This window comes from Rhodanobacter denitrificans (genome assembly GCF_000230695.2).
GTDB classification, from domain to species: Bacteria; Pseudomonadota; Gammaproteobacteria; order Xanthomonadales; family Rhodanobacteraceae; genus Rhodanobacter; species Rhodanobacter denitrificans.
This window is the reverse complement of sequence record NC_020541.1, coordinates 1,284,984-1,310,636: the sequence shown is the minus strand read 5'-3', so window position 1 is coordinate 1,310,636 and position 25,653 is coordinate 1,284,984. Positions and strand designations below refer to the sequence as shown.

Below are 25,653 nucleotides of genomic sequence, written 5' to 3'. Positions count from 1 at the left end.
CGCCACGCACCTTTTGCCCTCTTCGCCGCGTTGCCCATCACCCGCAACGGTGCTCGCTGCGCACCGCACGGCGTCAATCCACTGCAGTGTTGACGCCATTTGTGAAAATGAGAATAATTCGCAACATCTTGCTGGCTGCTTCCGGCCGGCAACGATGAAAGCGCTCCATCCGTTCGCCGCGGCCTGAGCCAGCCAGCGCCACGCCGGCCCGGCGCCATCCCCTGTGTGCTCATCGCGCCCCCCGCGAGGGACGCGCGTGGCCCACGGCTGCCCAGGATTCCTCCATGCGCCTGCTGCCTCTCTCCCTCGCCCTGCTCGCCATCCTGGGCTCGCCCCGGGCCGTTGCCGACGAAGCTTCCGCCGACCAGGCCAAGCTGCTGCCCGGCGTCAACGTGCAGGCCACCCATCCCGGCGATTACCGCGTGCCGGACGCCACCAGCGCCACCAAAATCGACGCCGCCCTGCGCGACGTGCCGCAGACGGTGAACGTGGTGCCGGCCAGCGTGCTGCGCGACCAGCACGCCACGTCGATGCAGGATGCACTGAAGAACGTGCCCGGCGTCGGCTTCTCGACCGGTGACGGCCAGCGCGACCAGGTTTCCATCCGCGGCTTCACCGCGATCGCGGACCAGTTTGTCGACGGCCTGCGCGACGATGCGCTGTACTTCCGCGACCTCTCCAACATTGAGCGCATCGAGGTGCTGAAGGGACCGGCGTCGGTGCTGTACGGGCGTGGCTCGTCGGGCGGCCTGATCAATCGCATCACCCGGCAGCCCGGCACTGACGGTGGCCAGCTCGCGCTCAGCTACGGCAGCTGGACCGATCGCCGCGGCGAGCTGGACGTCGGGCGGCGCTTTGGCGACGCCGGCAGCGCGTGGCGTCTCACCGGCGCGGTCGAGGATGCCAACAGCTACCGCGACCCGCAGTTCCTCAAACGCCGTGCCGTGGCTCCCTCGGTGCTGCTGCACCCCGGCAGCAACACCACGCTGCTGCTGCAGGCCGATTACCTGAAGGACCGCCGCGTCACCGATTTCGGCATTCCGGCCTGGCACGGACGCCCGGTCGACGTGCCGAGGGGCACCTACTACGGCGCGGCCAATGCGCGCGACGTCGACACCAGCGAGTCCACCGTGAGCTCGACCACCGCAACCCTGACCCACGCCTTCAGCGACGACCTCACGCTGCGCAACGCCACACGCTGGTACGACTACAAGCTCGACCGCAACAACACGCTGCCGGGCAGCGTCGACGAAAGCGCGCGAACCGTTTCGCTCAACCGCTCCAACGTGGATCGGCACGAACACGGCTGGTTCAACCAGACCGAACTCAGCCAGCACCTGGCCGGCGACGCGCTCAGCCATGACCTGCTCTACGGCCTGGAACTGGGGCGGCAGGACAAGGCCCTGCTCAATCGCAGCGCCAGCGGCGTGGCGGTGGTCGACCTGTTCCATCCCGTGCTGCCGGTGTTGCCGCTGCAGGTGTCCCGCACGCCAGCCGCCGACAACCTCGGCATCTTCGACACGGCTGCCGTCTACCTGCAGGATCTGGTGAGCCTGGGTTCACAGTGGAAAGCCCTGCTGGGCGTGCGCTACGACCGCTTCAGGCAGGAGACGGAAAACCACCTGCCGGGCCAGCGCAACCTCCTGCGCACCGACAAGGCGCTGAGCCCGCGCGCGGGCGTGGTCTGGCAGCCTTCGGCCACGCAGTCCTACTACCTGTCCTGGAGCCGTTCGTTCCAGCCTTCCGGCGAGGCGTTCGCGCTCGCCGCGAGCAATGCGGACATCGCACCGGAGCGTACGCACAACACCGAGGTCGGGGCGAAATACGACCTGCTGGATGGACGCGTCACCTTCAACGCCGCGCTCTTCGAGCTGGAACGCAGCGGCATCAAGGCCACCGATCCGGTCACGCACAAAGTGCTGCCGATCGGCACGCAACGCACGCGCGGCGTCGAGCTCAGCGCCGCCGCGGACCTGGCGGACGGCTGGCGCCTGCTTGCCGGCTACGCCTGGCTGGATGCGCGCGTCACCCGTTCCGTGGCGATGGATGCCGGGCGTCCGGTCCAGGGCAAGCGCGCCACCCTCACCCCGCGCAACAGCGGCAACCTGTGGATCACCCGCGCGTTTGCGCAGCGCTGGCAGCTGGGCGGCGGCCTGAATCTGGTCGGCGCACGGCAGGCCAACCTGGGCAACACGGTGACCCTGCCCGGCTACGTGACCGCCGACCTCATGGCGCAATACCGCACCGGGCCGGTCTCGCTGCAGCTCAACCTGACCAACCTGTTCGACACGCGCTACATCGTGTCCGCCCACGGCACCAGCCCGAACCTCAACCTGCCGGGTGCGCCGCGTGGCGCGAACCTGACCTTGCGCTACCAGTTCTAGCGTCGAGCCCGCCCGGGAAAAACAAAACCCCCGAGCCACGAGGCTCGGGGGTTTTGCTGATCGTGGATGCGGACAACGACGCCATCCCCGGCCGCAGGGACGGCGCGGTGATCAGTCGCCCATCTGTTTTTGCAGGTGCTCGCGACGCTCCTGCGCGTCCAGCGACAGCGTGGCGATCGGGCGGGCGTCGAGGCGGTCGATGCCGATTTCCTCGTCGGTCTCCTCGCAGAAGCCGTAGCTGCCTTCCTCGATCCGGCGCAGCGCCTTGTCGATCTTCGAGATCAGCTTGCGGTAGCGGTCGCGGGTACGCAGCTCCAGCGAATTCTCGGTCTCGCGGGTGGCACGCTCGGCTTCGTCGCCGACGTCGCGCACCTCCTCACGCAGATTGTCCATGGTCTGGCGCGACTCTTCCACCAGCTGGTCGCGCCAGTCGCGCAGCTTGTTGCGGAAGTAGGCCAGATGCATCGGGTTCATGTACTCCTCGCTCGGCGAGGGGTGGTAACCCTTGGGCAACGTGATGTTGCTGGTGGACGGCAGCGCGTATCGCCCGTCTTCGCGGGTGATGCCGTTGTCGAGTTTCTTTGCAGCGGATTTATTCATTGAGGACGACGAGTTTTTCGGGCTTTTGGGGGAAGAGGCATGGCCCGCGGCGGCCGGGGCTGCACGCGGTGTCACCATGGCGGTTGCACTCGCCACCTTGCCCTTGAACAGGGTGCTGGCGGGTGCCGGGGATACGCTTTTGACAGCCGCCAGTACCGGCTTGACGACAGGTTTTGCAGCAGGTTTTGCGACGGGTTTTGCAGCCGGCCTGGTTTCCGGCTTGGCGACCTGTTTCGCCACGGTCTTGGCCGGCGGCGCCTTGCCGGCGACCACCCGCGTCGCCGGCTTCGCTGCCGTTTTCGCAGCGGCGCCACTCGCCGGGCGGGTGTTCCGAGTGACCGCCTTTTTCGCGGGTGCCTTTTTCGCTACCGGTTTCGTCGCGACCGGTTTCTTCGCTACGACTTTTTTCGCCACCACCTTCTTGACCGCGGCTTTCTTCACGGCCGCCTTCTTCGCGGCTGGTTTCTTCACGGCTGGTTTCTTCGCGGCGGGTTTCTTCGCGGATGACTTGGCAACGGCCTTCCCGGCCACGGGCTTGGCGAGCGTTTTCTTCGCAGCGGCCGGCCGGGTGGCGGCCTTCTTCGGCGCCGCCTTGCCGTTCGCGCCGCGAACGGTCTTCGCGGCTGCCTTGCCGGCGCTCTTCACGGTTCGCCCCTTGCTCGCCGCCGCCCTGGCCGCGCCGGCGGTCCTGGCCGCTGTCGAAGTCTTGCCCTTCTGCGCCTTGGCGGCGGTCGAACTACGCGTCGTTTTCGCCATATCCCTTCACCGTTTTTGGCCGTGGCGGCCGGGTGTTATAGCCCATGTGTCCTACACCAGCAAGCTCGCATCTGGAATACTTGTACCACTACCCGCCGCTGGCCGCTTCGGCACCGTGAACGTCCTGACCCGATTGATACTGTGGATGCTGCGTTTGTACAAGCGCTGGCTCAGTCCCCTGCTGGGTCCGCACTGCCGCTTCCACCCCAGCTGCTCCGATTATGCACGCATTGCGGTCACCCGCTTCGGCCCATGGCGCGGCAGCCTGCTGGCTGGCTGGCGCCTGCTGCGCTGCCAGCCGCTGTGCGAGGGCGGCGAGGACCCGGTGCCCGAGCGCTTCCATTTTTCCCGCTGCCGCCACCGGGGACATTCTCCCGAGGCGCACTGAGCGTTCTGGAATGCGGACTCGTCGCCACAAGGCCGCCGTCCCCACGCTGTCTCGCGTGAAGCACGGTTACCTCGGGATGGCCGCCGATGCCGGGCCGGCGCAAGCGGCAGCAATCGTCACGGCGTGGAGCCGTAGCCGCCTTCCACACCCTTGCTTGCGTAGGCCACGGCGTCATGCGGGTGCAGGCTTTCCTGGTGCTCGACGCGGATGTGGAAATCGCCCAGCACGGCATCGGCATCCAGTGCCTTCTGGATGCGCCGGGCGGCGTCTTCGCAGAACATCAGGTTACCGCCGTTGGCCAGCGCGAAGGCCTGCTCGTCCTCACGTTTCACTGCCGTCTGCACCGGTGTGCCGAGCGCGCGCTCGACGCGGTCGATCAGGCCGATCAGGTTGAAGCCCGCGCCGATCACCGGGCGGATGCGCAGCCGCGCCACGCTGCGCTGGGCATGCGGCGTGGCGACGATGCCCTTCTCGCTGCCGAGCCAGGCCAGCACCGCGGCATGGTCGAGCGGCTTGCCGGCATCGAAGTCGCTGGCGAACTGGTCCTGGATCAGCTGGCGCGACAACGCGGCGGAGGCCGGGCAAGTGGAGGAATAGACCACCTCGGTGCCGAACTCGAGCAGGAACTCGTCACCGGTGAGGCTGGCCTCGATGCACACCGGGTACGCGCGCCAGCCGCTGTTGGCGCTTTTCAGCGCGGGGCGGCGCACCAGGTACTCGAAACGGATGCTGAGGCAGGCGCGGTCGGACAGATCCTTGTGCGATTCGAGGAACCCGCGCAGCAGCGCATGCAGCATCGACGCATTCAACGTCTGCGTGCTCAGCGCCTGCTCGACCTGCAGGTACAGCCGCGACATGTGGATGCCGCGCTTGTCCGGCCGGTTCAGATTGACGAAGGCGCCGACCCGGGCACTGGAACGCTGCGCCTGGCCATCGCCGGCGTCGAACAACACCGGCACCTGGATGTCGGCCATGCCGACCCAGTCCAGCGCACCGGCAAGATGTGGCTGCGCGTGCACGGCGACATCGGGCAACAGGCGGGCGGTGTTTTCCTGGTTCGGCATGGCGGGGAATCCTGGCATCGGCGAGCGGTCGCCGTGAAGCAGACAATCTTGGGGCAGGCGGGCGGCCACGCAATAGTGGCGTGGCGGAAACACTGCGTCCGTGGCCGTTTTACGCCACGTAGCGGCGCCATGCACGTGCGGCCTGCCAGGCCTGCAGCGCGGTGGTCAGCGCGGTACGCGACTGGCCGGCCTGCAGCACCGCCAGCGCGTCGCCGGCGCGCGCCGCGCGTCGCGCCAGGCCGCAGGCGTGACGCGATTCCAGCGCGCGAAACACGCTGAGCGGCCCGGCCAGCGTGGCCGACTCCTGCCAGCTGGCCAGCAGGTCGTCCAGTTGCGCCTTGATCGCCTGCTGCCGCGCCGCGCCGTGGCTGCGCAACTGCACGCGACTCAGGCCATGCCGTGCCAGCCGCGCCATCGGCAGCGGCAGGCGGTCGCGCTCGACATCCTGCGGCAAGCGCAACAGCGCATGCAGCAAATGGTTCAGCACGGCCACCCGCGATGCCCGCGCCGGCGACGCCTCGGCGCCATACCACCAGGCGGTTTCCAGTACGGCCAGCGCACCGTGCAGCGGCAACGCCGCCTCGACCTGCGCGGGGAAGTCGGCGGCGGTGCCCTGCTCCAGTTGCGCCATCGCGGCCAGTACCGGCGCCAGCCACAGCTCGCTGGCGATGGCATGCGCGCGCTCGTCGTCGAACAGCACCTGGCTCAGCGGATGGCGTCCGCCGCTGGCCGGCGCGCCGGCCAGCTCCTCGGCCCACCAGTTGAGCTTGGCGGTGGCCACCTGCGGCTCGCGAATGCCGTAGGCGGCGCCGAGCAGTTCCTGTTCCAGCGCGGCCAGCGCGATGTGGCCGGGGTAGCGCCGGCCGTCGACGAAGGCCAGCGCCACGCGCTGGCGCGGCTGCACCGCCAGCCACTTGTCGATGAAGCCCTGCAGCACCGCGTTCTGTTCGACCAATTCGATCATGCCGACACCGGTTGCAATTTCAGCAGTTCGGCCAGCTCGGCCGGATGGTCCAGCACGGCGTCGGCTCCCCACGTGTGCGGATCGCCGCCATCGAGGTAGCCCCAGCTCACCGCCACCGTGTACAGGCCGGCGGCCGCGCCGGCCTGCACGTCGCGGCGATCGTCGCCGACGAACAGGCTTTGCGCAGGCGCTACGCCGGCGCGTTCACAAGCCAGCAGCACCGGCGCCGGATCGGGTTTCTTCACGGCCAGGGTGTCGCCGCACACCACCGCGTCGACGCGCCCGGCCCAGCCAATGCGCACCACCAGCTCATCGGCGAGGAAGCCCGCCTTGTTGGTGACGATGCCCCAGCGCAGGCCGTGTGCCTCGATCCGCGCCAGCAGCTCGTCGATACCCTCGAACGCACGCGTCTGCCGCACCATGACGTCCTGGTACAACTGCAGGTAGCGTGGCACCAGCGCGACCAGCCCGTCTTCGCCGCGATCGGCGAACGCGCAGCGCAGCACCGCACGCGCACCGCGCGAAACCACCTCGCGCACCGGCGCATACGGCGGTGGCGGCACGCCCTCTTCCGCGCACTGCACCTGCAAGGCGGCGTACAGGTCGGGCGCGCTGTCGAGCAAGGTGCCGTCGAGGTCGAACAGCACGCCCTGGATGTTTCCGGGCAAGGGCTTCATGCCGGTTTGCGTGCGCTGAGCACGTAGTTGACCGCGGTGGTCGAACTCAACCGGGCCTTGCGGTTGAGCGGGTTGTAGGCCAGCCCGGAGACGTCCTCCAGCTCCAGCCCGGCGTGGCGCAGCAGGCGGCCCAGCTCGGACGGCTTGAGGAACTGCGCGTAGTGATGGGTGCCGCGCGGCAGCAGGCGCATCACGTATTCCGCACCCACGATCGCCGCGCCGAACGCGGCCGGCGTGCGGTTGAGGGTGGACATGAACAGCCGCCCGCCCGGCTTCAGCAGCGCGGCCAGGTCGTTCACCAGCGCCGCCGGGTCGGGCACATGCTCGATCAGCTCCATGCAACACACCGCGTCGAAACCTGCCGGCTCGGCCGCGGCCAACTCGGCCGAGGACTGCACGCGGTAGTCGACATCGAGCCCGGACTCATGCAGGTGCAGCTTCGCGACATCGATCACCTTCTCGCCCAGGTCGATGCCGGTGACCTTCGCGCCAGCGCGCGCCAGCGCCTCGCTGAGCAGGCCGCCGCCGCAACCGACGTCGGCCACGTTCGCCCTGCGCAGGTCGACGCGGGCAGCGACATAGGCGGCGCGCACCGGGTTGAGGTCGTGCAGTGGGCGCGACTCGCCGTCGGGATCCCACCAGCGTGCCGCCAGGCTGTCGAAGCGGGCGATCTCGTCGGGGTTGACGTTGGCGGCGGTCATGTTCGAGTCCACGGTGAACCTGTGAGTTTATTGGAAAGTGCGGCCATGGATGGCCGCTTCCTGATTTTCGCACCCATGGAGGAGCGCAAAGATCAAACCACCTGCCACTCGTACACCGTGATGTCCCAGCCGCCGCTGACGTGGGCGGGATCGTCGTGCACGATCGCGGTCGCCTCGGCGAGGTCGGCCGCGTGCAGCAGGTAGGCGCCGCCGGACTTGTCGCTGAAGCCGCCGGACAGTTCCACCCGGCCTTCTGCATGCAAGCCCTGCAGGAACGCCAGGTGCAGCGGCACCACCGCCGGGTCGAGGTGCGGCCGGCGGATCAGCAGGACCAGGTAACGGTTCATCGAAAGACTCCGGTTCAGGCCGAGGCAATGCGTTCGCGCCAGGCGCGCGTGCGCTCCAGGATCGCGGCGGTGTCCATGCCGGTCAGTTCGCGCGCGGCCAGCTTGCGCTTGCCGGCGATCCACACGTCGCTGACCTGGTGGCGGCCGGTGGCGTAGACCAGCTGCGAGACGACGTGGAACAGCGGCTGGGTTTCCAGGTCGCTCAATCGCACGGCGGCGAAGTCGGCCTGCTTGCCGACTTCGATCGAGCCGATCTTCGCCTCCAGTCCGACCGCCCTGGCGCCGTTGAGCGTGGCCGCGCGCAGCGCGAACGCCGCATCGAACGCGGCAGCGTCGCCGGCCACCGCCTTGGCCAGCAGCGCGGCAGTGCGCATCTCGCCGAACATGTCCAGGTCGTTGTTGGAGGCGCAGCCGTCGGTGCCGAGCGCCACGTTGACGCCGGCCGCGCGCAGCTTTTCGGCCGGACAGAAGCCGGAAGCGAGCTTGAGGTTGGACTCCGGGCAGTGCACCACCGACACGCCGGCGGCAGCGCAGGCGGCGATCTCGCCGTCGGTCAGCTGGGTCATGTGCACCGCGATCAGGCGGTCGTTGACCAGGCCCAGTTTCTGCAGGCGCTGGAACGGACGCAGGCCACTCTTGGCCTTCTCGTCCTCGACCTCGTGCGCGGTCTCGTGCGTATGCAGATGCACCGGGATGTCGAGCTGGTCGGACAGCACGCGGATGCGCTCGAAGCTCTCGTCCGACACCGTGTACGGCGCGTGCGGCACGAACGCGGTGCTGATCAGGCCGTCGCCGCGGAAGCTGTCGTGCACTTCGCCGGCGCGCTCGAAGTATTCGTCCTGGCTCTTCGCCCATGCGGTGGGAAACTCGATCACCGGCAGGCCGACCACCGCGCGGAAACCCAGCTTGCGGTAGGTGGCGCCGATCACGTCGGGAAAGAAGTAGTTCTCGTTGGCGCAGGTGGTGCCGCCGCGCAGCATTTCGGCCACCGCCAGCTCGACGCCATCGCGCACGAACTCCGGCCCCATCACCTTCGCCTCGGCCGGCCAGATGTGCTGCTGCAGCCATACCATCAGCGGCAGGTCGTCGGCCAGGCCGCGCAGCAGGGTCATCGGGTTGTGCGTGTGGCTGTTGACCAGGCCGGGGATCAGCGCGTGCTCGGCAAGCGAAACGCGCTCGCGCGGCGCGTAGGTGGCATGCGCCTCGGCGATCGGCAGCAGTGCCGCGATGCGCCCGTCCTGCACCACCACCGCATGGTTCTCCAGCACCACGGCATGCGGCTCGACCGGCACCACCCAGCGGGCTTCAATGAGGAGGTCGACGGGCTGGGGGGGCTGGTTCATCGTTCACTCACTGTGCAAGGGGTGGATACGAGAAAGGGCGGTGCACCGTGCAGCGCCCGCCCCATGTCCGTCATCCCGGACCAGGTCCGGATCCCATGTTGCTGCGGCTGCTTGTGCAAAGAGTGAGGCGCGCTGCGCACGAGTGTTTCACTGGATCCCGGCTTGCGCCGGGATGACGCACCGGCAACAGCGCGGGCGAATGCCCGCGCGCCGGTTCGTCACTTGACGCGGCTGACGTATTCGCCGGTGCGGGTGTCGACCTTGATCACCTCGTCCTGGCCTACGAACAGCGGCACGCGAACCACCGCGCCGGTCTCCAGCTTGGCCGGCTTGCCGCCGCCGCCGGAGGTATCGCCGCGCACGCCCGGATCGGTCTCGACGATCTTCAGCTCGACGAAGTTCGGCGGCTGCACCGCGATCGGCCGGCCGTTCCACAGCGTCACCACGCACTCCTCCTCGCCCTTCAGCCACTTCGCGGCGTCGCCGGCGGCCGCCTTGTCGGCCTGATGCTGCTCGAACGTCTCCTGCTGCATGAAGTGCCAGAACTCGCCGTCGCTGTAGAGGTACTGCATGTCGGTATCGACCACGTCAGCGCCTTCGAACGACTCGCTCGACTTCAGCGTCTTCTCGGTGGTGCGGCCGTTGAGCAGGTTGCGGATGCGGATGCGGGTGAACGCCTGCCCCTTGCCCGGCTTGATGAACTCCGCCTCGACGATGACGTAGGGATCGCCGTCGACGATGATCTTCACCCCGTTCTTGACGTCGTTGAGACCGTAAGTGGCCATGCAGTGAGCTCCGATATGTGAATTTCAATGTTCAAGGGCCCGAAACGGGCCCTTGCGCCGCTGCCGGCAGCTAAAATAGATGGTTTGACGGGCCGGCCGGCCCAGACAAGGCCACACATGATAACCGCAAGCCCTGCCGCACGCATTACGCCGGACGCCCCGGCCGCCGACTGGCGCCAGCTGTGGCGCGAAGCCGTCACCGACGCTGGCGAACTGCTGGACCTGCTCGGACTGCAGCAACTCGTCGACCAGCTGCCGCCGGCAGACGCCGGTTTCCAGCTGCGCGTGCCGCGCGGCTTCGTCGCCCGCATGCGCCATGGCGACCCGCGCGACCCGCTGCTGCTGCAGGTGCTGCCGCAACTGGCCGAGCTGGGCGAGGTGCCCGGCTTCGTCGTCGACGCAGTCGGCGACATGGCGGCGCGCGAGGCACGCGGCGTGCTGCACAAGTACGCGGGCCGCGCCCTGCTGATCGCCAGCGGCAGCTGTGCGGTGAATTGCCGCTACTGCTTCCGTCGCCACTTTCCCTACGGTGAGGAAATGGCCGCCAGCAACCACTGGCGGGAGGCACTGGAGCACTTGCGCCGCGCGCCGTCGATCAACGAGCTGATCCTCTCCGGCGGCGACCCCCTGTCGCTGGCCACCGGCAAGCTGGAGGAGCTGACGCAGGAACTGGCAGGCATCCCCCACGTGACCCGCCTGCGCATCCACAGCCGCCTGCCCGTGGTGCTGCCCGAGCGCATCGACGACGCCTTCATCCACTGGCTGGCGTCGCTGCCCCTGCAAAAAGTGGTGGTGCTGCACGCCAACCACGCGAACGAGCTCGACGCCAGCGTGGACGCCGCCTGTGCCAGGCTGCGCGAAGCCGGCGCCACGCTGCTGAACCAGTCGGTGCTGCTCAAGGGGGTGAACGACGGTGCCGATACCCTGGCCGACCTGTCCGAGCGGCTGTTCGCCGCCGGCGTGCTGCCGTACTACCTGCACCAGCTCGACCGCGTGCAGGGCACGGCGCACTTCGAGGTCGACGACAGCCGCGCACTGGCGCTGATGGAGGCCCTGCGTGCACGCCTGCCGGGCTACCTGGTGCCCCGGCTGGTACGCGAGGTGGGCGGCGACGCCTCCAAGCGTCCCCTGTAAACCGGGCAGCGGTGCCTGTTGCACGGTTTTCCCGCTGGCGGCTGCCGGCGGAATCCGTTACAAACAGTCATCGCGGCTGAATGCGCAGACCGCCCGGTACCGCCTGCGATGATCAACGGACAGCATCACGCCCCATGAAAAAAGATTACGTCATCAAGATCCTCTTCGTCGAAAGCTCGCTGGAAGAGGCCGAGCAGATCATCAGCCTGTTGCGCAATACCGGCATTGCCGTGCGGCCGGCCCGTGCCACCAATGTGGAACAGATGCAGGCTGCGGTGAACGAGCTGGAACCGGACGTGGTGATGTTCGACCCGGCGATCACCAGCATCAGCCTGGAGGACGCCGTCAAGGTGCTCGATGCCTACGGCCGCGACTACTCGCTGCTGGGCCTGGTCAACTCGATCGACAACCAGGTTGTGGCGGAGCTGTTCGTGCATGGCGCCCGCGGCGTCGCCTCGCGCAGCCAGCCGAAGCAGCTGATCGCGGTACTGCAGCGCGAGTTCGACTCGCTGCAGACGCGCCGCCAGGTGCGCCGCCTGGAGACCGCCCTGCGCGAATCGGAGCGGCGCTGCGACGCGCTGCTCGACTCGTCCACCGACGCGATCGCCTACGTGCACGAGGGCATGCACGTGCGCGCCAACCAGGCCTACCTGGAAACCTTCGGCTACGACAGCTTCGACGACCTGCTCGGGCTGCCGGTGCTGGACATGATCGACTCGACCCATGCCGACGAGTTCAAGGCCCTGCTGCGCGGCCACGCACGGCAGGAGAAGACGCCGTCCCAGCTCACCCTGCACGCGCGCCGCGCCGACGGCAGCCAGTTCGACGCCACGGTGGAATTCGCGCCGGCCACGTTCGAGGGCGAACCCTGCCTGCAGATCGTGTTCCGCCGGCAACTCGTCGACCAGGCCGTGCTGGAGCAACTGCAGCGCGACCCGGTCACCGGCCTGTTCAATCGCGCCCGCATGCTGGAATCCATCGACGACGCCGTCACCGCGGCGGCCAAGGGCAAGAAGGGCCAGTCGCTGCTGCTGATCGAGCCGGACAACTGGGCCTCGCTGGTGGGCGGCATCGGCCTGGGCAAGGCCGACGAACTGCTGGCCGGCTTCGCCGACCGCATCCGCATGCTGCTCGGCGCCGACGACGTCGCCGGCATGCTCGCCGAACACACCCTGGGCGTGGTGCTCGACTCGCGCCCGGACGAGGCGATCAGGGAGTGGATCGCCAAGTTGCAGCACAGCGTCAGCAACGAGATCTTCGACGCCGGCTCGCGCTCGATCACGGTCACCGCCAGCATCGGCGGCAGCCTGCTGGGCGAGAAGAACGCGAACACCGAACTGTTGCTCAACCAGGCCAGCCAGGCCCTGCGCACCGCGCAGAGCCTCGGCGGCAGCCAGGTGGAACTGCACGACCCGGCCGCGCGCGAGAAGGCCGACGAGGAACGCGAGCGCTACTGGCTGGAACTGCTGCGCAACGCACTCACCGGCGAAGGCCTGCTGCTCTACCACCAGCAGACCATCAGCCTGCAGGACGCCGAGGGCGACTATTCGGAAATCCTGTTGCGCATGAACGGCCCGCAGGGCGAGGTGTTGCCCGGCTTCTTCATGCCGATCGCCGAAAAACACGGCCTCACCGGCGCGATCGACCGTTGGGTATTCGAGCAGACCATCAAGGCGCTGCAGGATCGTGAAGGCCAGGGCCAGCAGACCACGTTCTTCGTCAAGCTCACTGCTGCCTCGCTGCAGGACGACACCCTGCTGGCGTGGCTGGGCGATCGGCTCAAGCTGGCGGGGCTGAAGCGCGGCCAGCTGGTGCTGGAGATGACCGAGAGCAAGGTGATGACCCTGCTGCGCCCGGCCCAGGAATTCGTCAACGGCTGGAAGAAGCTGGGCGGCCGCTTCGCGCTTGAGCAGTTCGGCTCGGGCCTGAACTCGTTCCAGTTGCTCAACCACATCGACGCGGACTACCTGAAGATCGACCGCAGCTACATGGCCGACTTGCCGCAGCACCCGGAAAGCCAGAAGAAGGTCTCCGAAATCTGCCTGCAGGCCCACGAGCTGAAGCGTCAGACCATCGCCGAATGGGTCGAGGACGCCACCAGTACCTCGCTGCTGTTCGCCTGCGGCGTGGATTTCGTGCAGGGCAACTTCCTGCAGCAGCCGCAGCGCCTGGAGTAACCCCTTCCGGCAAAACCTGCCGCACGCCACCCCGCAAGCACGAAAAAACCCGCGGATCGCTCCGCGGGTTTTTCATGCAGCGATGGCGCAGCGGATTACTCGGCGGCGGCAGCCTTCGCGTTCGCCTTGGCGGCGGCGGCGGCGGCGACGTCTTCCTTGATGCGGGCGGCCTTGCCTTCCAGGCCACGCAGGTAGTACAGCTTGGCGCCGCGCACCTTGCCCCTGCGCTTCACGGTCACCGAGTCGATGGCCGGGCTGTGCGCCTGGAACACGCGCTCCACGCCGGTGCCATGCGAGATCTTGCGCACGGTGAAGGCCGAATGCAGGCCGCGGCTGCGCTTGGCGATGACGATGCCCTCGAACGCCTGCACGCGCTCGCGGTTGCCTTCCTTCACCTTGACGTTGACCACCACGGTGTCGCCGGGGCTGAATTCCGGCAGCTGGCGGGTGATCTGCTCGGATTCGAACTGTTCAATGATCTTGTTCATGGCGCACCTGTCGGTTCACTTCAGCGATATCAATGCTGCGGTCGTCATTCGGCCGCATCGTCTTGCCGCAAACGCCCGGCTTGGGCATGTTCGCGGCGGAATTCATCCAGCAAGGCCCGGGATGCCGCATCCAGTCCACGCTGTGACAACAAGTCCGGGCGGCGCAACCAGGTGCGTCCCAGCGACTGCTTCAGGCGCCAGCGGGCAATTGCCGCGTGGTCGCCGGACAGCAGCACGTCCGGCACGCTACCCAGTGCATCGTGCACCGGCCTCGCATAGTGCGGGCAATCCAGCAGGCCGTCAGCGAACGAATCCTGTTCGGCCGACTGTGCATCGTGCAACGCACCTTCCTGCAAGCGCCCCACCGCGTCGATGACCACCGCCGCGGCGAGCTCGCCGCCGGACAGCACATAATCGCCGATGGAAAGCTCCTCGTCGACCTCGTGCGCCAGCAGACGCTCGTCCACACCTTCGTAACGCCCGCAGAGCAGAGCGATGCGCGGCAACTTCGCCAGCGCCTCCACCCGGCCCTGCGTCAGCCGCACTCCCTGCGGACTGAGATAAACCAGATGCACCGGTTCCGGTGCCGCCGCGCGCATGGCCGCCAGGGTCGTGCGCAACGGCTCGATCATCATCACCATCCCGGGACCGCCGCCATACGAGCCGCTGTCCACGCTGCGGTGCTTGTCGGTGGCGTAGTCGCGCGGGTTCCAGGTTTCCACCTGCAGCAGCTCGCGTTGCTGCGCGCGTCCCACCACACCGACGGCGGCGCACTGGCGCACGAAGTCGGGAAACAGGCTGACGACATCGATGCGCATGATCCTCGACCCCCTCAGCCCGCGACCCGGCGACGTCAGAACTCGGGATCCCAGTCCACCACCATGCGCCCTGCGGACAAGTCCACCGAACGCACATACGAACCCTGGACGAAGGGGACCAGCCGCTCGCGCTCGCGCTCGCGCTCGCGCTCGCCGTCCCTCACCACCACGACATCGTTGGCACCGGTGGCGAACAGGTGACTGACCCGCCCCAGCTTCACGCCTTCCGTGGTGACGACCTCAAGTCCTTCGAGATCGACCCAGTAATACTCGCCTTGCGCCGGCGGCGGCAGCTGCTCGCGGGCGACATGGATGTCGGCACCGACCAGCGCCGCTGCCTGCTCCCGGTCGTCCACCCCGGGCAGATGGGCCACCATGCCCTTGCCCTGCGCACGACCCTTCACTCCGCTGACCTGCGTCTCCGTGCCGGGCGCTGCACCGAGCAGCCACGGCTGGTAGTCGAAGATGCGCATGCGCGGCTCGGCGAAGGATTCGATCTTCAGCCAGCCCTGCACGCCATACAGCCCGACGATGCGTCCGATCAGGACGCGCCGACCGGCTGCCGCCACTTCAGGCAGCCTGCTGCTTGCCGGCTTCCTTGACCAGGGCGGCGACCTTGTCGGTCAACTGGGCACCCTTGCCGACCCACTCCTGCACGCGCGCGATGTTCAGCTCAAGGCGCTTGTCCTTGCCCGCCGCGACCGGGTTGTAGAAGCCCACGTTCTCGATGTTGCGGCCGTCGCGCTTGTTGCGCTGATCGGTCACGACGACGTGGTAGAACGGACGGCCCTTGGCGCCACCGCGCGAAAGACGAATCTTGACCATGGTAAAACTCCAGAATTGCCGAATCAGCGGCAGGCGCACGAGAGTCGTGCGCGGTAAACGGGGTATTTTAGGGGCGTAATCGGGAAAAGGGAATAGGGCATCGGAAAAGCAGCCTCGGACTGCGCCGCCGCCCTCAGCGCATCGGCGGCAGCCCGCCCATGCCGCCCATGCCCTTCATGGCTCCGCGCATCTGCCGCAGCAGGCCCTTGCTGCCACCCTTGGACAGCTTGGACATCATCTTTTCCATCTGCATGTACTGCTTCAGCAGGCGGTTGACGTCGGCCGGCTGGGTGCCTGAACCGCGCGCCACGCGGGCGCGGCGCGAGCCGTTCAGCAGATCCGGATGGCGGCGCTCCTTCTTCGTCATCGAGCTGATGATCGCGATCATGCGCTTCATCTCGCCATCGTTCACTTTCGATTTGACGCTGTCCGGCAGGCTGGACACGCCGGGCAGCTTGTCCATCAGGCCGGCCAGGCCGCCCATGTTGCCCATCTGCTCCAACTGGTCCTTCATGTCGTTCAGGTCGAAGCGCTTGCCCTTCATCACCTTCTGGGCCAGCTTCTGCGCCTTGTCCTGGTCGACCTTGCGCTCGACCTCCTCGACCAGCGACAGCACGTCGCCCATGCCGAGGATGCGCTGGGCCAGACGATCCGGGTGGAACGGTTCCAGCGCGTCGCTCTTCTCGCCGGCGCCGAGGAACTTGATCGGCTTGCCGGTGACGTAGCGCACCGACAGCGCGGCACCGCCGCGGGCGTCGCCGTCGGTCTTGGTCAGGATCACGCCGGTCAGCGGCAGCGCCTCGTTGAATGCCTTGGCGGTGTTGGCGGCGTCCTGGCCGGTCATCGAATCGACCACGAACAGGGTCTCGATCGGCGTGACCGCGGCGTGCAGCGCCTTGATCTCGGCCATCATCGCCTCGTCCACGTGCAGGCGGCCGGCGGTATCGACCAGCAGCACATCGACCACCTCGCGCCGCGCAGCGGCGATCGCGTCCCTGGCGATCTGCACCGGATCCTGACCCGCCGCGGACGGGAAGAACTTCACCCCGACCTGCTCGGCCAGCGTGCGCAACTGCTCGATGGCGGCCGGGCGGTAGACGTCGCAGCTGACCACCATCACCTTTTTCTTCTTGCGCTCGGTCAGCAATCGCGCCAGCTTGGCCACCGTGGTGGTCTTGCCGGCGCCCTGCAGGCCGGCCATCAGCACCACGGCCGGCGGCTGCTGGGCCAGGTTCAGCTCGGTGTTGGCAGTGCCCATCACCACGGTCAGCTCGTCGCTGACCACCTTGATCAGCGCCTGGCCCGGCGACAGGCTCTTGGTCACGTCCTGGCCGACCGCGCGTACCTTGATGCGCTGGATCAGCGCCTGCACCACCGGCAGCGCCACGTCCGCCTCCAGCAGCGCGATGCGCACCTCGCGCAGGGCTTCGCGGATGTTCTCCTCGGTCAGCCGGCCGCGACCGCGCAGGCGATTGACGGTGGTGGAAAGGCGTTGGCTGAGCGACTCGAACATGGCGAAACCGGCAAACGGGAAAGTGGCCGATTATAGCGGACGGATCGCTCCGCTCCGCATGCATGCCGGCACGACCCTGTGCGACACTGCGCGGCCATGACCCTCCACGTTCTTGCCCTACTCGCCATCGTGCTCTATCTCGCCGCCGCTGCCGGGCTGGCGCGCCCGCTGCTGGGCGGCGGGCAACCGCTGAACCGGCTGGCGCTGGTGCTGGCCGGCAGCGCCGTGCTGATCCACGCCGGCATCCTGCTGGGCATGCACCGCGGCGCGCTGGACCTGCACTTCTTCGCCGCGCTGTCGCTGGTCGCGTTCGTCGTCTCGGCACTGACCCTGCTGGTGAATGCCTCGCGTCCGGTCGCCGCGCTCGGCGTCATCGTGTTCCCGCTGACCGCCGCGCTGCTCGCGCTGGATGGCTTCCTGGCGCCGCCCACCCTGCCGCAGCCGATGGACTGGCAGATCAAGTTGCACGTGACGGTGGCCCTGCTCGCGTTCGGCGTGCTGTCGATCGCCGCGGCGCTGGCGATCCTGCTGGCGCTCCAGGAGCGGGCGTTGCGCCATCGCCAGTTCGGCCGCTGGCTGCGCGCGCTGCCGCCGCTGACCCTGACCGAAACCCTGCTGTTCCGCCTGATCAGCGCCGGCTTCGTGCTGCTTACGCTGACCCTGCTCACCGGCGTGCTGTTCGTCGACAACCTGTTCGGCCAGCACCTGGCGCACAAGACCGTGCTGTCGATCGGCGCCTGGCTGGTGTTCGGCGTGCTGCTGTACGGCCGCTGGCGGCACGGCTGGCGCGGCGCGCGCGCAGTCAACCTGACCCTGATCGGGATGGCCGTGCTGATGCTGGCGTTCTTCGGCAGCAAGGCGGTGCTGGAACTGATTCTGCACCGGGGGATGTAGCGGCAACGTTCAGCGGCAGGCGTCGATCGCCTCGCTCAAGCGCTCCACCCCGACCACCTCCATCTCGCCGACGCGACCCTTCTTCGGCGCGTTCGCCTTCGGCACGATGGCGCGGCGGAAGCCGTGATGGGCAGCTTCCTTCAGGCGCTCCTCGCCGTTCGGCACCGGGCGGATCTCGCCGGACAGGCCGACTTCGCCGAAGGCGATGGTGTGCTCCGGCAGTGGCCGGTCGCGCAGGGACGACAGTACCGCCAGCAGCACCGGCAGGTCGGCGGCGGTTTCCTGCACGCGGATGCCGCCGACCACGTTGACGAACACGTCCTGGTCGTAGGCCGCCACGCCGCCATGCCGGTGCAGCACGGCCAGCAACATCGCCAGCCGGTTCTGCTCCAGCCCCAGGGTGACCCGGCGCGGGTTGCCCAGCGAGGACTGATCGACCAGCGCCTGTACCTCCACCAGCAGCGGCCGGGTGCCCTCGCGGGTGACCATCACGGCGCTGCCCGAAGTCGGCCCCGCGTGCGCGGACAGGAAGATCGCCGACGGGTTCGGCACTTCGCGCAGGCCCTTGTCGCTCATCGCGAACACGCCCAGTTCGTTGACCGCGCCGAAGCGGTTCTTGAACGCGCGCAGCACGCGGAAGCGCGAACCGGATTCGCCCTCGAAATACAGCACTGCGTCGACCATGTGCTCGAGCACGCGCGGGCCGGCGATGCCGCCTTCCTTGGTGACGTGGCCGACCAGGAACACCGAGGTGCCGGTCTCCTTGGCATAGCGGGTGAGCTTGGCCGCCGACTCGCGCACCTGCGACACCGAACCGGGCGCGGCGGTGAGCAATTCGGTCCAGATGGTCTGGATCGAGTCGATCACCAGCACCCGCGGGCGCATCGCCGCGGCCTGTTCGAGGATGCGCTCCATGCAGGTTTCGGCCAGCGCCTGCAGCGGCTCCAACGGCAGGCCCAGGCGCTGCGCGCGTGCGGCCACCTGCGCCAGCGATTCCTCGCCAGTGACATAGACGCTGGACAGATGCGCGCCCAGCATGCCCAGCATCTGCAGCAGCAGGGTGGACTTGCCAATGCCGGGGTCGCCGCCGATCAACACCACCGAACCCTCGACCAGGCCGCCCCCCAGCACGCGGTCCAGTTCGCCAATGCCGGTCAGCGTGCGCGCCTCGGTGGTCAGCGCCACCGCGGTCAGTGGCGTGATGCGCGGCGCGCCGGCGGCGGCACCGGCGTAGCTGGAGCGCTGCGCGCCCACCGACGGCTTCGCCGCCGAGGCCGGCGCCAGCACGATCTCGCTGAGCGTGTTCCAGGCGCCGCACTCGGCACATGAACCTTGCCACTTCGGGTGTTCGGCGCCGCAATCGGTGCAGACGTAGGCGGTCTTGGCTTTGGCCATGCGGGTTCCCGGCTGGATGCGTGGATGAAGCGAGCTTGGCACGCGATCATCGCAGGCGGCGAGACGTATCGGCGCGAAAAGCTGTCCGTTTTCGCCGCGCGGTTTCCTTGCCCTCAGTCGAACGAGCCGACGAACGAATCCGACGCGTAGTTCACGAACTGGGTGTAGTGGCCGAGGAAGGTGAGCTTGCAGGTGTCTGTGGGGCCGTTGCGCTGCTTGCCGATGATGATCTCGGCGACGCCCTTGTCGGGCGATTCCTTGTTGTAGTACTCGTCGCGGTAGATGAACATGATCACGTCGGCGTCCTGCTCGATCGCGCCGGATTCGCGCAGGTCGGACATCATCGGACGCTTGTCGGCGCGCTGCTCCAGCGAGCGGTTCAACTGCGACAGGGCAATCACCGGCACGTTCAGCTCCTTGGCCAGCCCCTTCAGCGAGCGCGAGATCTCCGAGATCTCGGTGGCGCGGTTCTCCTTGTTGCCGGGCACCTGCATCAGCTGCAGGTAGTCGATCACGATCAGGCCCAGCCCGCCGTGCTCGCGGTGCAGCCGGCGCGCGCGCGAGCGCAGCTCCACCGGCGACAGGCCAGGCGTGTCGTCGATGAAGATCTTCGCTTCGGACAGCAGCGCGATCGCATTGGACACGCGCGGCCAGTCCTCCTCCTGCAGGTCGCCGTTGCGCAGATGCTGCTGGTGGATGCGCCCGACCGAGGAGATCAGCCGGAAGGCCAGCTGCGAGGAGGACATTTCCATCGAGAACACCACCACCGCCTTCTTGCCGCCCAGCGCGGCGGCCTCGGCGATGTTCAGCGCGAAGGCGGTCTTGCCCATCGACGGGCGCGCCGCCACGATGATCAGGTCCGACGGCTGCAGGCCGGAGGTGAGCCTGTCCAGGTCGGTGAAGCCGGTGCTGACGCCGGTCAGCTGGCCGCGGTTCTCGTAGCGCTCGGTGAGCAGGCGGAACGCGTCCTTCACCGCCTCGCGCATGGAGACGGAGTCTTTCTTGCCGCGCGCGCCGGATTCGGCAATGTGGAACACGCGCTGCTCGGCGCTTTCCAGCACCTCGTGCACGCTCTTGCCCTCGGGCCGGTAGCCGTCCTCGGTGATCGAGGTGCCGGCGTCGATCAGCTGGCGCAGCACCGATTTCTCGCGCACGATCTCGGCGTAGGCGGCGATGTTGGCGGCGCTGGGCGTGCTGTTGGCCAGCTCGATCAGGTAGCCGGCGCCGCCGACCATCTCGGCCAGGCCGTTGCTCTCGAACCAGTCACCCAGGGTCACCGCGTCGCACGGCATGCCCTTGTTCGCCAGCTCGTTGATCGCACGCCAGATCAGCCGGTGGTCCTTGCGGTAGAAATCGTCCTCGCCGAGCCGATCGGCCACCTTGTCCAGCGCATCCGGCGCCAGCATCAGGCCGCCCAGCACCGCCTGCTCGGCCTCGATGGAATGCGGCGGCACCCGCAGTGCCTCGATGGCGGGAGAGGAAGGTTTGCGCTCGGGCACGAAGGACATCGACTTACCTCGAAAATTGCCCCGCGAGCGGCACGCGATGCACCGACATGTCGCGGGTAGCCACACGGACACCATGATGCGCGGCGGCGTCTCAACCGTCGATACAACAACCTTGTGGATAAGCTGTGGGTTGATGGGGATAAAACCTGCGAACACGGAACGGGGAATCGAAGGCAGGAACCGCGACGCTCCGGCCGTTGCCCATTCTCCATTCCCTATTCCCGGCCTCCAAAAACAAACAGGCGCCTCGCGGCGCCCGTTCGTTCCACCACGCGGATGGCGTACGGCTTACTTGTCGCCGACCACGACCACCTTGACCGTGGTCTGCACGTCGGCGTGCAGACTCACCACCACGTCGTACTCGCCGACGTTGCGCAGCGGGCCTTCGCCCAGGATAACTTCGTTCTTGTGGACTTCGTGGCCGGCGGCGACCAGCGCCTCGGCGATGTCGCGCGGACCAACCGAGCCGAACAGCTTGCCTTCGGCGCTGGAGTGTGCGGCGATGGTGACCGATGCATCGGCCAGCTTGGCCTTGCGCGACTCGGCATTGGCCAGCATGGTGTTGGCCTTCGCCTCGTATTCGGCGCGACGCTGCTCGAACGCGGCCAGGTTGGCGGCATTGACGCGCACGGCCTTGCCCTGCGGCAGCAGGTAGTTGCGCCCGTAACCCGGCTTCACGACGACCTTGTCGCCGAGCGTACCGAGGTTGCGGACCTTCTGCAGAAGAATGAGTTCCATGATGCTTTCCTGTTCGTTAGCGCCGGTGTGGCCCGGCGCAGCCAGAGGACGGTTGTCCGAATTTCCGGGAAGGGGAAATGGGGAACAGGAACAGCAAGTGCCGCGAGGCAACCAACTCCCTATTCCCTGCTCCCTATTCCCTGCTTTTCAATCAGACGTCGTGGTTGTCGGTATACGGCAGCAGCGAGAGGAAGCGCGCACGCTTGATCGCGGTGGCCAGCTGGCGCTGATAGCGGGCCTTGGTGCCGGTGATGCGGCTGGGCACGATCTTGCCATTCTCGGTGACGTACTGGCGCAGGGTGTTGAGATCCTTGTAGTCGATCTCCTTCACGTCCTCGGCAGTGAAGCGGCAAAACTTGCGGCGGCGGAAAAACTTGGACATGGCTGTGCTCCTGATCAGTCGTCGCTGTCGCGATCGTTGTCGCGGTCGTGGCCGCGGCCCTCGCCCTCACCCTCGTCGTCGCGACGGCGGGTGGACTTGGCATCGTCCTTCTCCTTCGACTTCAGGATGAAGGACGGCTCGGTGTCGGCCTCGTCGCGACGGATCACCAGGTGGCGCAGCACGGCGTCGTTGAAGCGGAAACCCGACTCCAGCTCGTTCAGCGCGTTCTGGCTCACTTCGATGTTGAGCAGCACGTAATGCGCCTTGGCCAGGTTGACGATCGGGTAGGCCAGCTGGCGACGCCCCCAGTCTTCCAGGCGGTGGATCTTGCCGCCGTCGGTCTCGATCAGCGCCTTGTAGCGCTCGAGCATCGCGGGGACCTGCTCGCTCTGGTCCGGATGGACCATGAACACAACTTCGTAATGACGCAGGGTCATTGTAGGTTGACTCCTTGTGGATGCGGCCTTGCGGCCTCGCAGCCTCCCGCCGGTGCGGTGAGGCAAGTGTCCTGCCGGCACCGGTTGGGGCGCGGACAGAAGCGAAATTCTACGTGGAATGCGCGATGCCGCGCAAGTGACTGAATCTGAAGGGCACCGTCACGGATGACCGCCTTCCGGCTCATGCGCCCACGAAAGAGCAGACGGGACTTGAAAGGTCCGGCCACGGATGGCCGCTTTTGACCTTCGCGCCCAGGGATGAGCGCACAAGTACCGCCTCGCTCAACCCACCGTGAAACTCTCGCCGCAACCGCATTCGCCGGTGGCGTTCGGGTTGTGGAACACGAAGCTGGCGTTGAGCCCCTGCCGCTGAAAGTCGATCACCGTGCCGTCGACCAGGGACAGGCTCTTGTCATCGACGATCAACGGCAGCCCGTCCACCTCGACCAGGGAATCGCCCTCGCCGACCGCATCGGCCAGATCCACCACGTACGCGAAGCCGGAGCAGCCGCTGCGGCGGACCCCGAAACGCACGCCGGCCGCGGTCGGCGTGCCAGCCAGGAAGTGGCGCATGCGTTCGTTGGCGGCGGGAGTGATGGTGATGCTCATGGCGCTGGGTGTCGACCTCGATGGATGGCCCGGAAAGTCGCGGCGCGGACGATGCCTACATTATCATGCCGGTTTGGCCTTGCGGCGCCGCCGCGCGCGCCGTTCATCATCTACGCGCCGACGTGCGGCGCATCAGCAGGAGTTTCAACCGATGGCCGTGGTCAGTCCGACGCTATGCAGCGTGAAGCAGGCTCTTTCCGGCAAGCTCGATGCCGGCAGCGCAGTGACCGTGCGCGGCTGGGTGCGCACCCGCCGCGACTCCAAGGCCGGCCTGTCTTTCGTCAACGTCACCGACGGCTCCTGCTTCGATCCGATCCAGGCGGTGGTGCCGGCCACGCTGGCCAATTACGACAGCGAGGTGAAGCACCTCACCGCCGGCGCCGGCGTGATCGTCAGCGGCACGCTGGTGCCGTCGCAGGGCAAGGGCCAGGCGTTCGAACTGCAGGCCGACAGCGTGCAGGTCACCGGCTTCGTCGACGATCCGGAAACCTATCCGATCCAGCCCAAGCAGCACACCATGGAATTCCTGCGCGAGGTGGCCCACCTGCGCCCGCGCACCAACCTGTTCGGTGCGGTGACCCGGGTGCGCCACACCATGATGACGGCGATCCACCGCCACCTCACCGAACAGGGCTTCTTCTGGATCAACACGCCGATCATCACCACCTCCGACGCCGAGGGCGCCGGCGACATGTTCCGCCTGTCCACGCTGGACCTGGCCAACCTGCCGCGCCTGCCCGACGGCAAGATCGACTTCCGCAAGGATTTCTTCGGCCGCGAGGCGTTCCTCACCGTGTCCGGCCAGCTCAACGTCGAGGCGTACGCGCTGGCGATGAGCAAGGTCTACACCTTCGGCCCCACTTTCCGCGCCGAGAACTCCAACACGCCGCGCCACCTGGCCGAGTTCTGGATGGTCGAGCCGGAGATCGCGTTCGCCGACCTGGCGGCCGACGCGGACTGCGCCGAGGCATTCCTGAAGGCGATCTTCAAGGCCGTGCTGGACGAACGTCCGGACGACATGGCGTTCTTCGCCGAGCGCGTGCAGCCGGATGCGATCAGCCGCATGGAGGCGTTCATCGCCAAGCCGTTCGAGCGCATCGACTACACCGACGCCATCACGATCCTGCAGAAGTCCGGGCAGAAGTTCGAGTATCCCGTAGCCTGGGGCATCGACCTGCAGACCGAGCACGAACGCTACCTGGCCGAGAAACATATCGGCCGCCCGGTGGTCGTCATGAACTACCCTGAGGCGATCAAGGCGTTCTACATGCGGCTGAACGATGACGAGAAGACCGTCGCGGCAATGGACGTGCTGGCGCCGGGCATCGGCGAGATCATCGGCGGCAGCCAGCGCGAGGAGCGGCTGGACTACCTCGATCGCCGCATGGTCCAGTTCGGCCTCGACCCGGCAGCCTATGGCTGGTATCGCGACCTGCGCCGTTATGGCACGGTACCGCATGCCGGCTTCGGTCTCGGCTTCGAGCGCCTGCTGGTGTACATCTGCGGACTGTCCAACATCCGCGATGCCATTCCCTACCCCCGTGCCGCCGGGACGGCCGACTTCTGAGCGACCCTTGCCCATGCCGCTTCGACTCCCCGCCATCGCCGCCGTACTGGCCTTCGCCGCCCTGCTGGGCGGCTGCCACAACGCCAAGGCCCTGCTGCCGCCGAACCTGCGCCCGCCGTCGGAAAACACCGGCGATGCGCTGAAGCTGGCCCAGTTGCAGCTGATGCAGGCCAGCCCGTGCTGCAGCAGCTTCGCCGACTTTTCCTACCGCAACCTGCTGCCGTGGCAACCGCAGAAGTTCGTGCTGGGCCGCGGCAGCATGGTGGCCAACCTCAACGGCACACAGAGCTATTTTCTCGCCTTCCGCCTGCCCACCGAACTGAAACTGCCGTACAAGGTGGCCATGAAGTCGGAATTGAACGGCCGTTGGCTGCATGCCAGCTACCTGTTCGCACCGACCGTGGTGCTGCTGGACGCGGGCTTCCAGCCGATCCGCTCGGAAGACATCGGGCTGTGCGAGCACATGGGCTGGGGCGACGAGACCACCGGCGCCTTCGGCAGCCTCAGCATCGACAGCGCGCAGGCACGCTACCTGCTGGTCTACAGCTCGGCCGAGCAGCAGTCGGGCAAGACCTACTGGGAGCAGTCGCCGGCGTCGTTCTCCGCTTCCAGCGCCGCCTCGCTGCAGATGAATTCCACCGGCAGCTTCAGCATCCCGCATGGACCGGACGGTACGCTGTGGGTCGGCCTGATGAACAAGACCTACGAGAAGGCGCTCGACAACGCGATCTGCAAGAAGGCGGCGAAGGGCGACGGCGTGCTCAATACCCTGCGCACGGCCTTGCCGCTGCCCTGGAGCAACGGCAGCGCCGGCAAGGCCGGCCATAGTCCTTCGCCATGATCGTCCTCTATCTCGCCCTGCTGGCGAGCGGCGTCGGCCTGTTCGTATTGTCGTACGTGGCGCCGTTCCGGGTCGCCGCGCTGCTGCGCACGCGCTACCCGCAACACTGGCAGGTCATCGCCAACGCCGCGCAGGGCCGGCTCTCCGGGTTCCGTGTATGGGCCAGCATGCAGCAGGTGCTGCGCTCGCCGGCCCTGCCCGCGCTGGGCGACGCCGCGATCAACCGCTGGCGCCTGGTGTGGCGTTACAGTCAGTGGCTGGGCTGGCTGTGCTGGCTCGCCGCGCTGGCCATGCGGCTGTGGGTGCACTGAAGGAGCC

The 25,653-nt window shown here is 67.5% G+C and carries 27 protein-coding genes; 8 read left to right on the top strand and 19 right to left on the bottom strand.

From position 1 onward, the window contains the following. Window positions 1-284 precede the first annotated feature (284 nt). Window positions 285-2,384 carry a TonB-dependent receptor gene (locus R2APBS1_RS05875; RefSeq protein WP_015447217.1) on the top strand — a complete coding sequence of 700 codons (2,100 nt, stop codon included), beginning with the start codon at window positions 285-287 and terminating at the stop codon, window positions 2,382-2,384. Window positions 2,385-2,495: 111 nt separating this feature from the next. Here R2APBS1_RS05875 and dksA read toward each other — a convergent pair whose 3' ends face one another. Continuing rightward, window positions 2,496-3,740 (bottom strand): RNA polymerase-binding protein DksA, encoded by a 1,245-nt coding sequence (gene dksA, locus R2APBS1_RS20380; RefSeq protein WP_015447216.1) that lies wholly within the window; start codon window positions 3,738-3,740, stop codon window positions 2,496-2,498. Between the two features lie 145 nt (window positions 3,741-3,885). Between dksA and yidD the strand changes: the two genes are divergently transcribed. Continuing rightward, window positions 3,886-4,128 carry a membrane protein insertion efficiency factor YidD gene (gene yidD / locus R2APBS1_RS20375; protein ID WP_217154270.1) on the top strand — a complete coding sequence of 81 codons (243 nt, stop codon included), beginning with the start codon at window positions 3,886-3,888 and terminating at the stop codon, window positions 4,126-4,128. A gap of 116 nt (window positions 4,129-4,244) precedes the next feature. On the opposite strand, the gene folE2 is transcribed toward yidD, so the two are convergent. The 7 genes from folE2 to efp form a co-directional block, all read right to left on the bottom strand. Next, window positions 4,245-5,192, bottom strand: coding sequence for a GTP cyclohydrolase FolE2 (folE2, locus tag R2APBS1_RS05855; protein ID WP_015447214.1), 948 nt, complete (start codon window positions 5,190-5,192; stop codon window positions 4,245-4,247). Window positions 5,193-5,301: 109 nt separating this feature from the next. After that, window positions 5,302-6,156 carry an isoprenoid biosynthesis enzyme family protein gene (locus R2APBS1_RS05850; protein ID WP_015447213.1) on the bottom strand — a complete coding sequence of 285 codons (855 nt, stop codon included), beginning with the start codon at window positions 6,154-6,156 and terminating at the stop codon, window positions 5,302-5,304. Further along, window positions 6,153-6,833, bottom strand: a complete 681-nt coding sequence (gph, locus tag R2APBS1_RS05845; protein WP_015447212.1) for a phosphoglycolate phosphatase — start codon at window positions 6,831-6,833, stop codon at window positions 6,153-6,155. The genes R2APBS1_RS05850 and gph overlap by 4 nt, the downstream gene beginning before the upstream one ends. Then, window positions 6,830-7,534 (bottom strand): bifunctional 2-polyprenyl-6-hydroxyphenol methylase/3-demethylubiquinol 3-O-methyltransferase UbiG, encoded by a 705-nt coding sequence (gene ubiG / locus R2APBS1_RS05840; RefSeq protein ID WP_015447211.1) that lies wholly within the window; start codon window positions 7,532-7,534, stop codon window positions 6,830-6,832. The genes gph and ubiG overlap by 4 nt, the downstream gene beginning before the upstream one ends. Window positions 7,535-7,626: 92 nt before the next feature. Next, on the bottom strand, window positions 7,627-7,881 hold the full coding sequence (locus R2APBS1_RS05835) for a YciI family protein (RefSeq protein ID WP_015447210.1): 255 nt from the start codon (window positions 7,879-7,881) through the stop codon (window positions 7,627-7,629). A 14-nt stretch (window positions 7,882-7,895) separates the two neighbouring features. Then, the gene (locus tag R2APBS1_RS05830) at window positions 7,896-9,224 is read right to left on the bottom strand and encodes a TRZ/ATZ family hydrolase (RefSeq protein ID WP_015447209.1); all 1,329 of its coding nucleotides are present in this window, start codon (window positions 9,222-9,224) and stop codon (window positions 7,896-7,898) included. A 218-nt stretch (window positions 9,225-9,442) separates the two neighbouring features. After that, the gene (efp, locus tag R2APBS1_RS05825) at window positions 9,443-10,009 is read right to left on the bottom strand and encodes an elongation factor P (RefSeq protein ID WP_007510530.1); all 567 of its coding nucleotides are present in this window, start codon (window positions 10,007-10,009) and stop codon (window positions 9,443-9,445) included. Between the two features lie 117 nt (window positions 10,010-10,126). Between efp and epmB the strand changes: the two genes are divergently transcribed. Both epmB and R2APBS1_RS05815 read left to right on the top strand, forming a co-directional pair. Continuing rightward, the gene (gene epmB / locus R2APBS1_RS05820; protein ID WP_015447208.1) at window positions 10,127-11,143 is read left to right on the top strand and encodes an EF-P beta-lysylation protein EpmB; all 1,017 of its coding nucleotides are present in this window, start codon (window positions 10,127-10,129) and stop codon (window positions 11,141-11,143) included. Window positions 11,144-11,277: 134 nt separating this feature from the next. Further along, window positions 11,278-13,320 (top strand): EAL domain-containing response regulator, encoded by a 2,043-nt coding sequence (locus R2APBS1_RS05815; protein WP_015447207.1) that lies wholly within the window; start codon window positions 11,278-11,280, stop codon window positions 13,318-13,320. A gap of 95 nt (window positions 13,321-13,415) precedes the next feature. Here the strand turns inward: R2APBS1_RS05815 and rplS are convergent, their stop codons facing one another. The 5 genes from rplS to ffh all read right to left on the bottom strand — a co-directional run bounded on the left by rplS (window position 13,416) and on the right by ffh (window position 16,964). Beyond that, a complete protein-coding gene (gene rplS / locus R2APBS1_RS05810) occupies window positions 13,416-13,808 on the bottom strand; it encodes a 50S ribosomal protein L19 (protein ID WP_007510517.1) in 393 nt (130 codons plus the stop codon). 44 nt (window positions 13,809-13,852) lie between these two features. After that, the gene (gene trmD, locus R2APBS1_RS05805; protein WP_007510515.1) at window positions 13,853-14,626 is read right to left on the bottom strand and encodes a tRNA (guanosine(37)-N1)-methyltransferase TrmD; all 774 of its coding nucleotides are present in this window, start codon (window positions 14,624-14,626) and stop codon (window positions 13,853-13,855) included. A 35-nt stretch (window positions 14,627-14,661) separates the two neighbouring features. Beyond that, entirely contained in the window at window positions 14,662-15,195 is a 534-nt protein-coding gene (rimM, locus tag R2APBS1_RS05800) for a ribosome maturation factor RimM (protein WP_015447206.1), read from the bottom strand. A gap of 1 nt (window position 15,196) precedes the next feature. After that, complete coding sequence (gene rpsP, locus R2APBS1_RS05795) at window positions 15,197-15,451, bottom strand: 30S ribosomal protein S16 (protein ID WP_015447205.1); 255 nt, start codon at window positions 15,449-15,451, stop codon at window positions 15,197-15,199. A gap of 133 nt (window positions 15,452-15,584) precedes the next feature. After that, entirely contained in the window at window positions 15,585-16,964 is a 1,380-nt protein-coding gene (gene ffh / locus R2APBS1_RS05790; RefSeq protein ID WP_015447204.1) for a signal recognition particle protein, read from the bottom strand. 96 nt (window positions 16,965-17,060) lie between these two features. Here ffh and R2APBS1_RS05785 point away from each other — a divergent pair, with 96 nt between their 5' ends. Then, entirely contained in the window at window positions 17,061-17,858 is a 798-nt protein-coding gene (locus R2APBS1_RS05785; protein WP_015447203.1) for a cytochrome C assembly family protein, read from the top strand. A 9-nt stretch (window positions 17,859-17,867) separates the two neighbouring features. Here the strand turns inward: R2APBS1_RS05785 and radA are convergent, their stop codons facing one another. The 6 genes from radA to R2APBS1_RS05755 form a co-directional block, all read right to left on the bottom strand. After that, window positions 17,868-19,253, bottom strand: a complete 1,386-nt coding sequence (radA, locus tag R2APBS1_RS05780; protein ID WP_015447202.1) for a DNA repair protein RadA — start codon at window positions 19,251-19,253, stop codon at window positions 17,868-17,870. Between the two features lie 113 nt (window positions 19,254-19,366). Further along, window positions 19,367-20,761, bottom strand: coding sequence for a replicative DNA helicase (locus R2APBS1_RS05775; protein WP_015447201.1), 1,395 nt, complete (start codon window positions 20,759-20,761; stop codon window positions 19,367-19,369). A gap of 288 nt (window positions 20,762-21,049) precedes the next feature. Beyond that, window positions 21,050-21,499, bottom strand: coding sequence for a 50S ribosomal protein L9 (gene rplI, locus R2APBS1_RS05770; RefSeq protein WP_015447200.1), 450 nt, complete (start codon window positions 21,497-21,499; stop codon window positions 21,050-21,052). Window positions 21,500-21,650: 151 nt separating this feature from the next. Further along, on the bottom strand, window positions 21,651-21,881 hold the full coding sequence (gene rpsR, locus R2APBS1_RS05765; RefSeq protein ID WP_007081973.1) for a 30S ribosomal protein S18: 231 nt from the start codon (window positions 21,879-21,881) through the stop codon (window positions 21,651-21,653). Window positions 21,882-21,895: 14 nt separating this feature from the next. Further along, on the bottom strand, window positions 21,896-22,318 hold the full coding sequence (rpsF, locus tag R2APBS1_RS05760; RefSeq protein WP_007510489.1) for a 30S ribosomal protein S6: 423 nt from the start codon (window positions 22,316-22,318) through the stop codon (window positions 21,896-21,898). A 282-nt stretch (window positions 22,319-22,600) separates the two neighbouring features. After that, window positions 22,601-22,927, bottom strand: a complete 327-nt coding sequence (locus R2APBS1_RS05755) for a HesB/IscA family protein (protein ID WP_007510487.1) — start codon at window positions 22,925-22,927, stop codon at window positions 22,601-22,603. 151 nt (window positions 22,928-23,078) lie between these two features. Here R2APBS1_RS05755 and asnS point away from each other — a divergent pair, with 151 nt between their 5' ends. From asnS to R2APBS1_RS05740, 3 genes are read left to right on the top strand one after another with little or no spacing between them, the layout of a single operon-like run. Further along, window positions 23,079-24,494, top strand: coding sequence for an asparagine--tRNA ligase (gene asnS, locus R2APBS1_RS05750; protein ID WP_015447199.1), 1,416 nt, complete (start codon window positions 23,079-23,081; stop codon window positions 24,492-24,494). 13 nt (window positions 24,495-24,507) lie between these two features. Continuing rightward, window positions 24,508-25,335, top strand: coding sequence for a MalM family protein (locus R2APBS1_RS05745; protein ID WP_007510483.1), 828 nt, complete (start codon window positions 24,508-24,510; stop codon window positions 25,333-25,335). Further along, window positions 25,332-25,646, top strand: a complete 315-nt coding sequence (locus R2APBS1_RS05740; RefSeq protein ID WP_015447198.1) for a hypothetical protein — start codon at window positions 25,332-25,334, stop codon at window positions 25,644-25,646. Before R2APBS1_RS05745 ends, R2APBS1_RS05740 begins: the two co-directional genes overlap by 4 nt. Window positions 25,647-25,653: the final 7 nt, after the last annotated feature.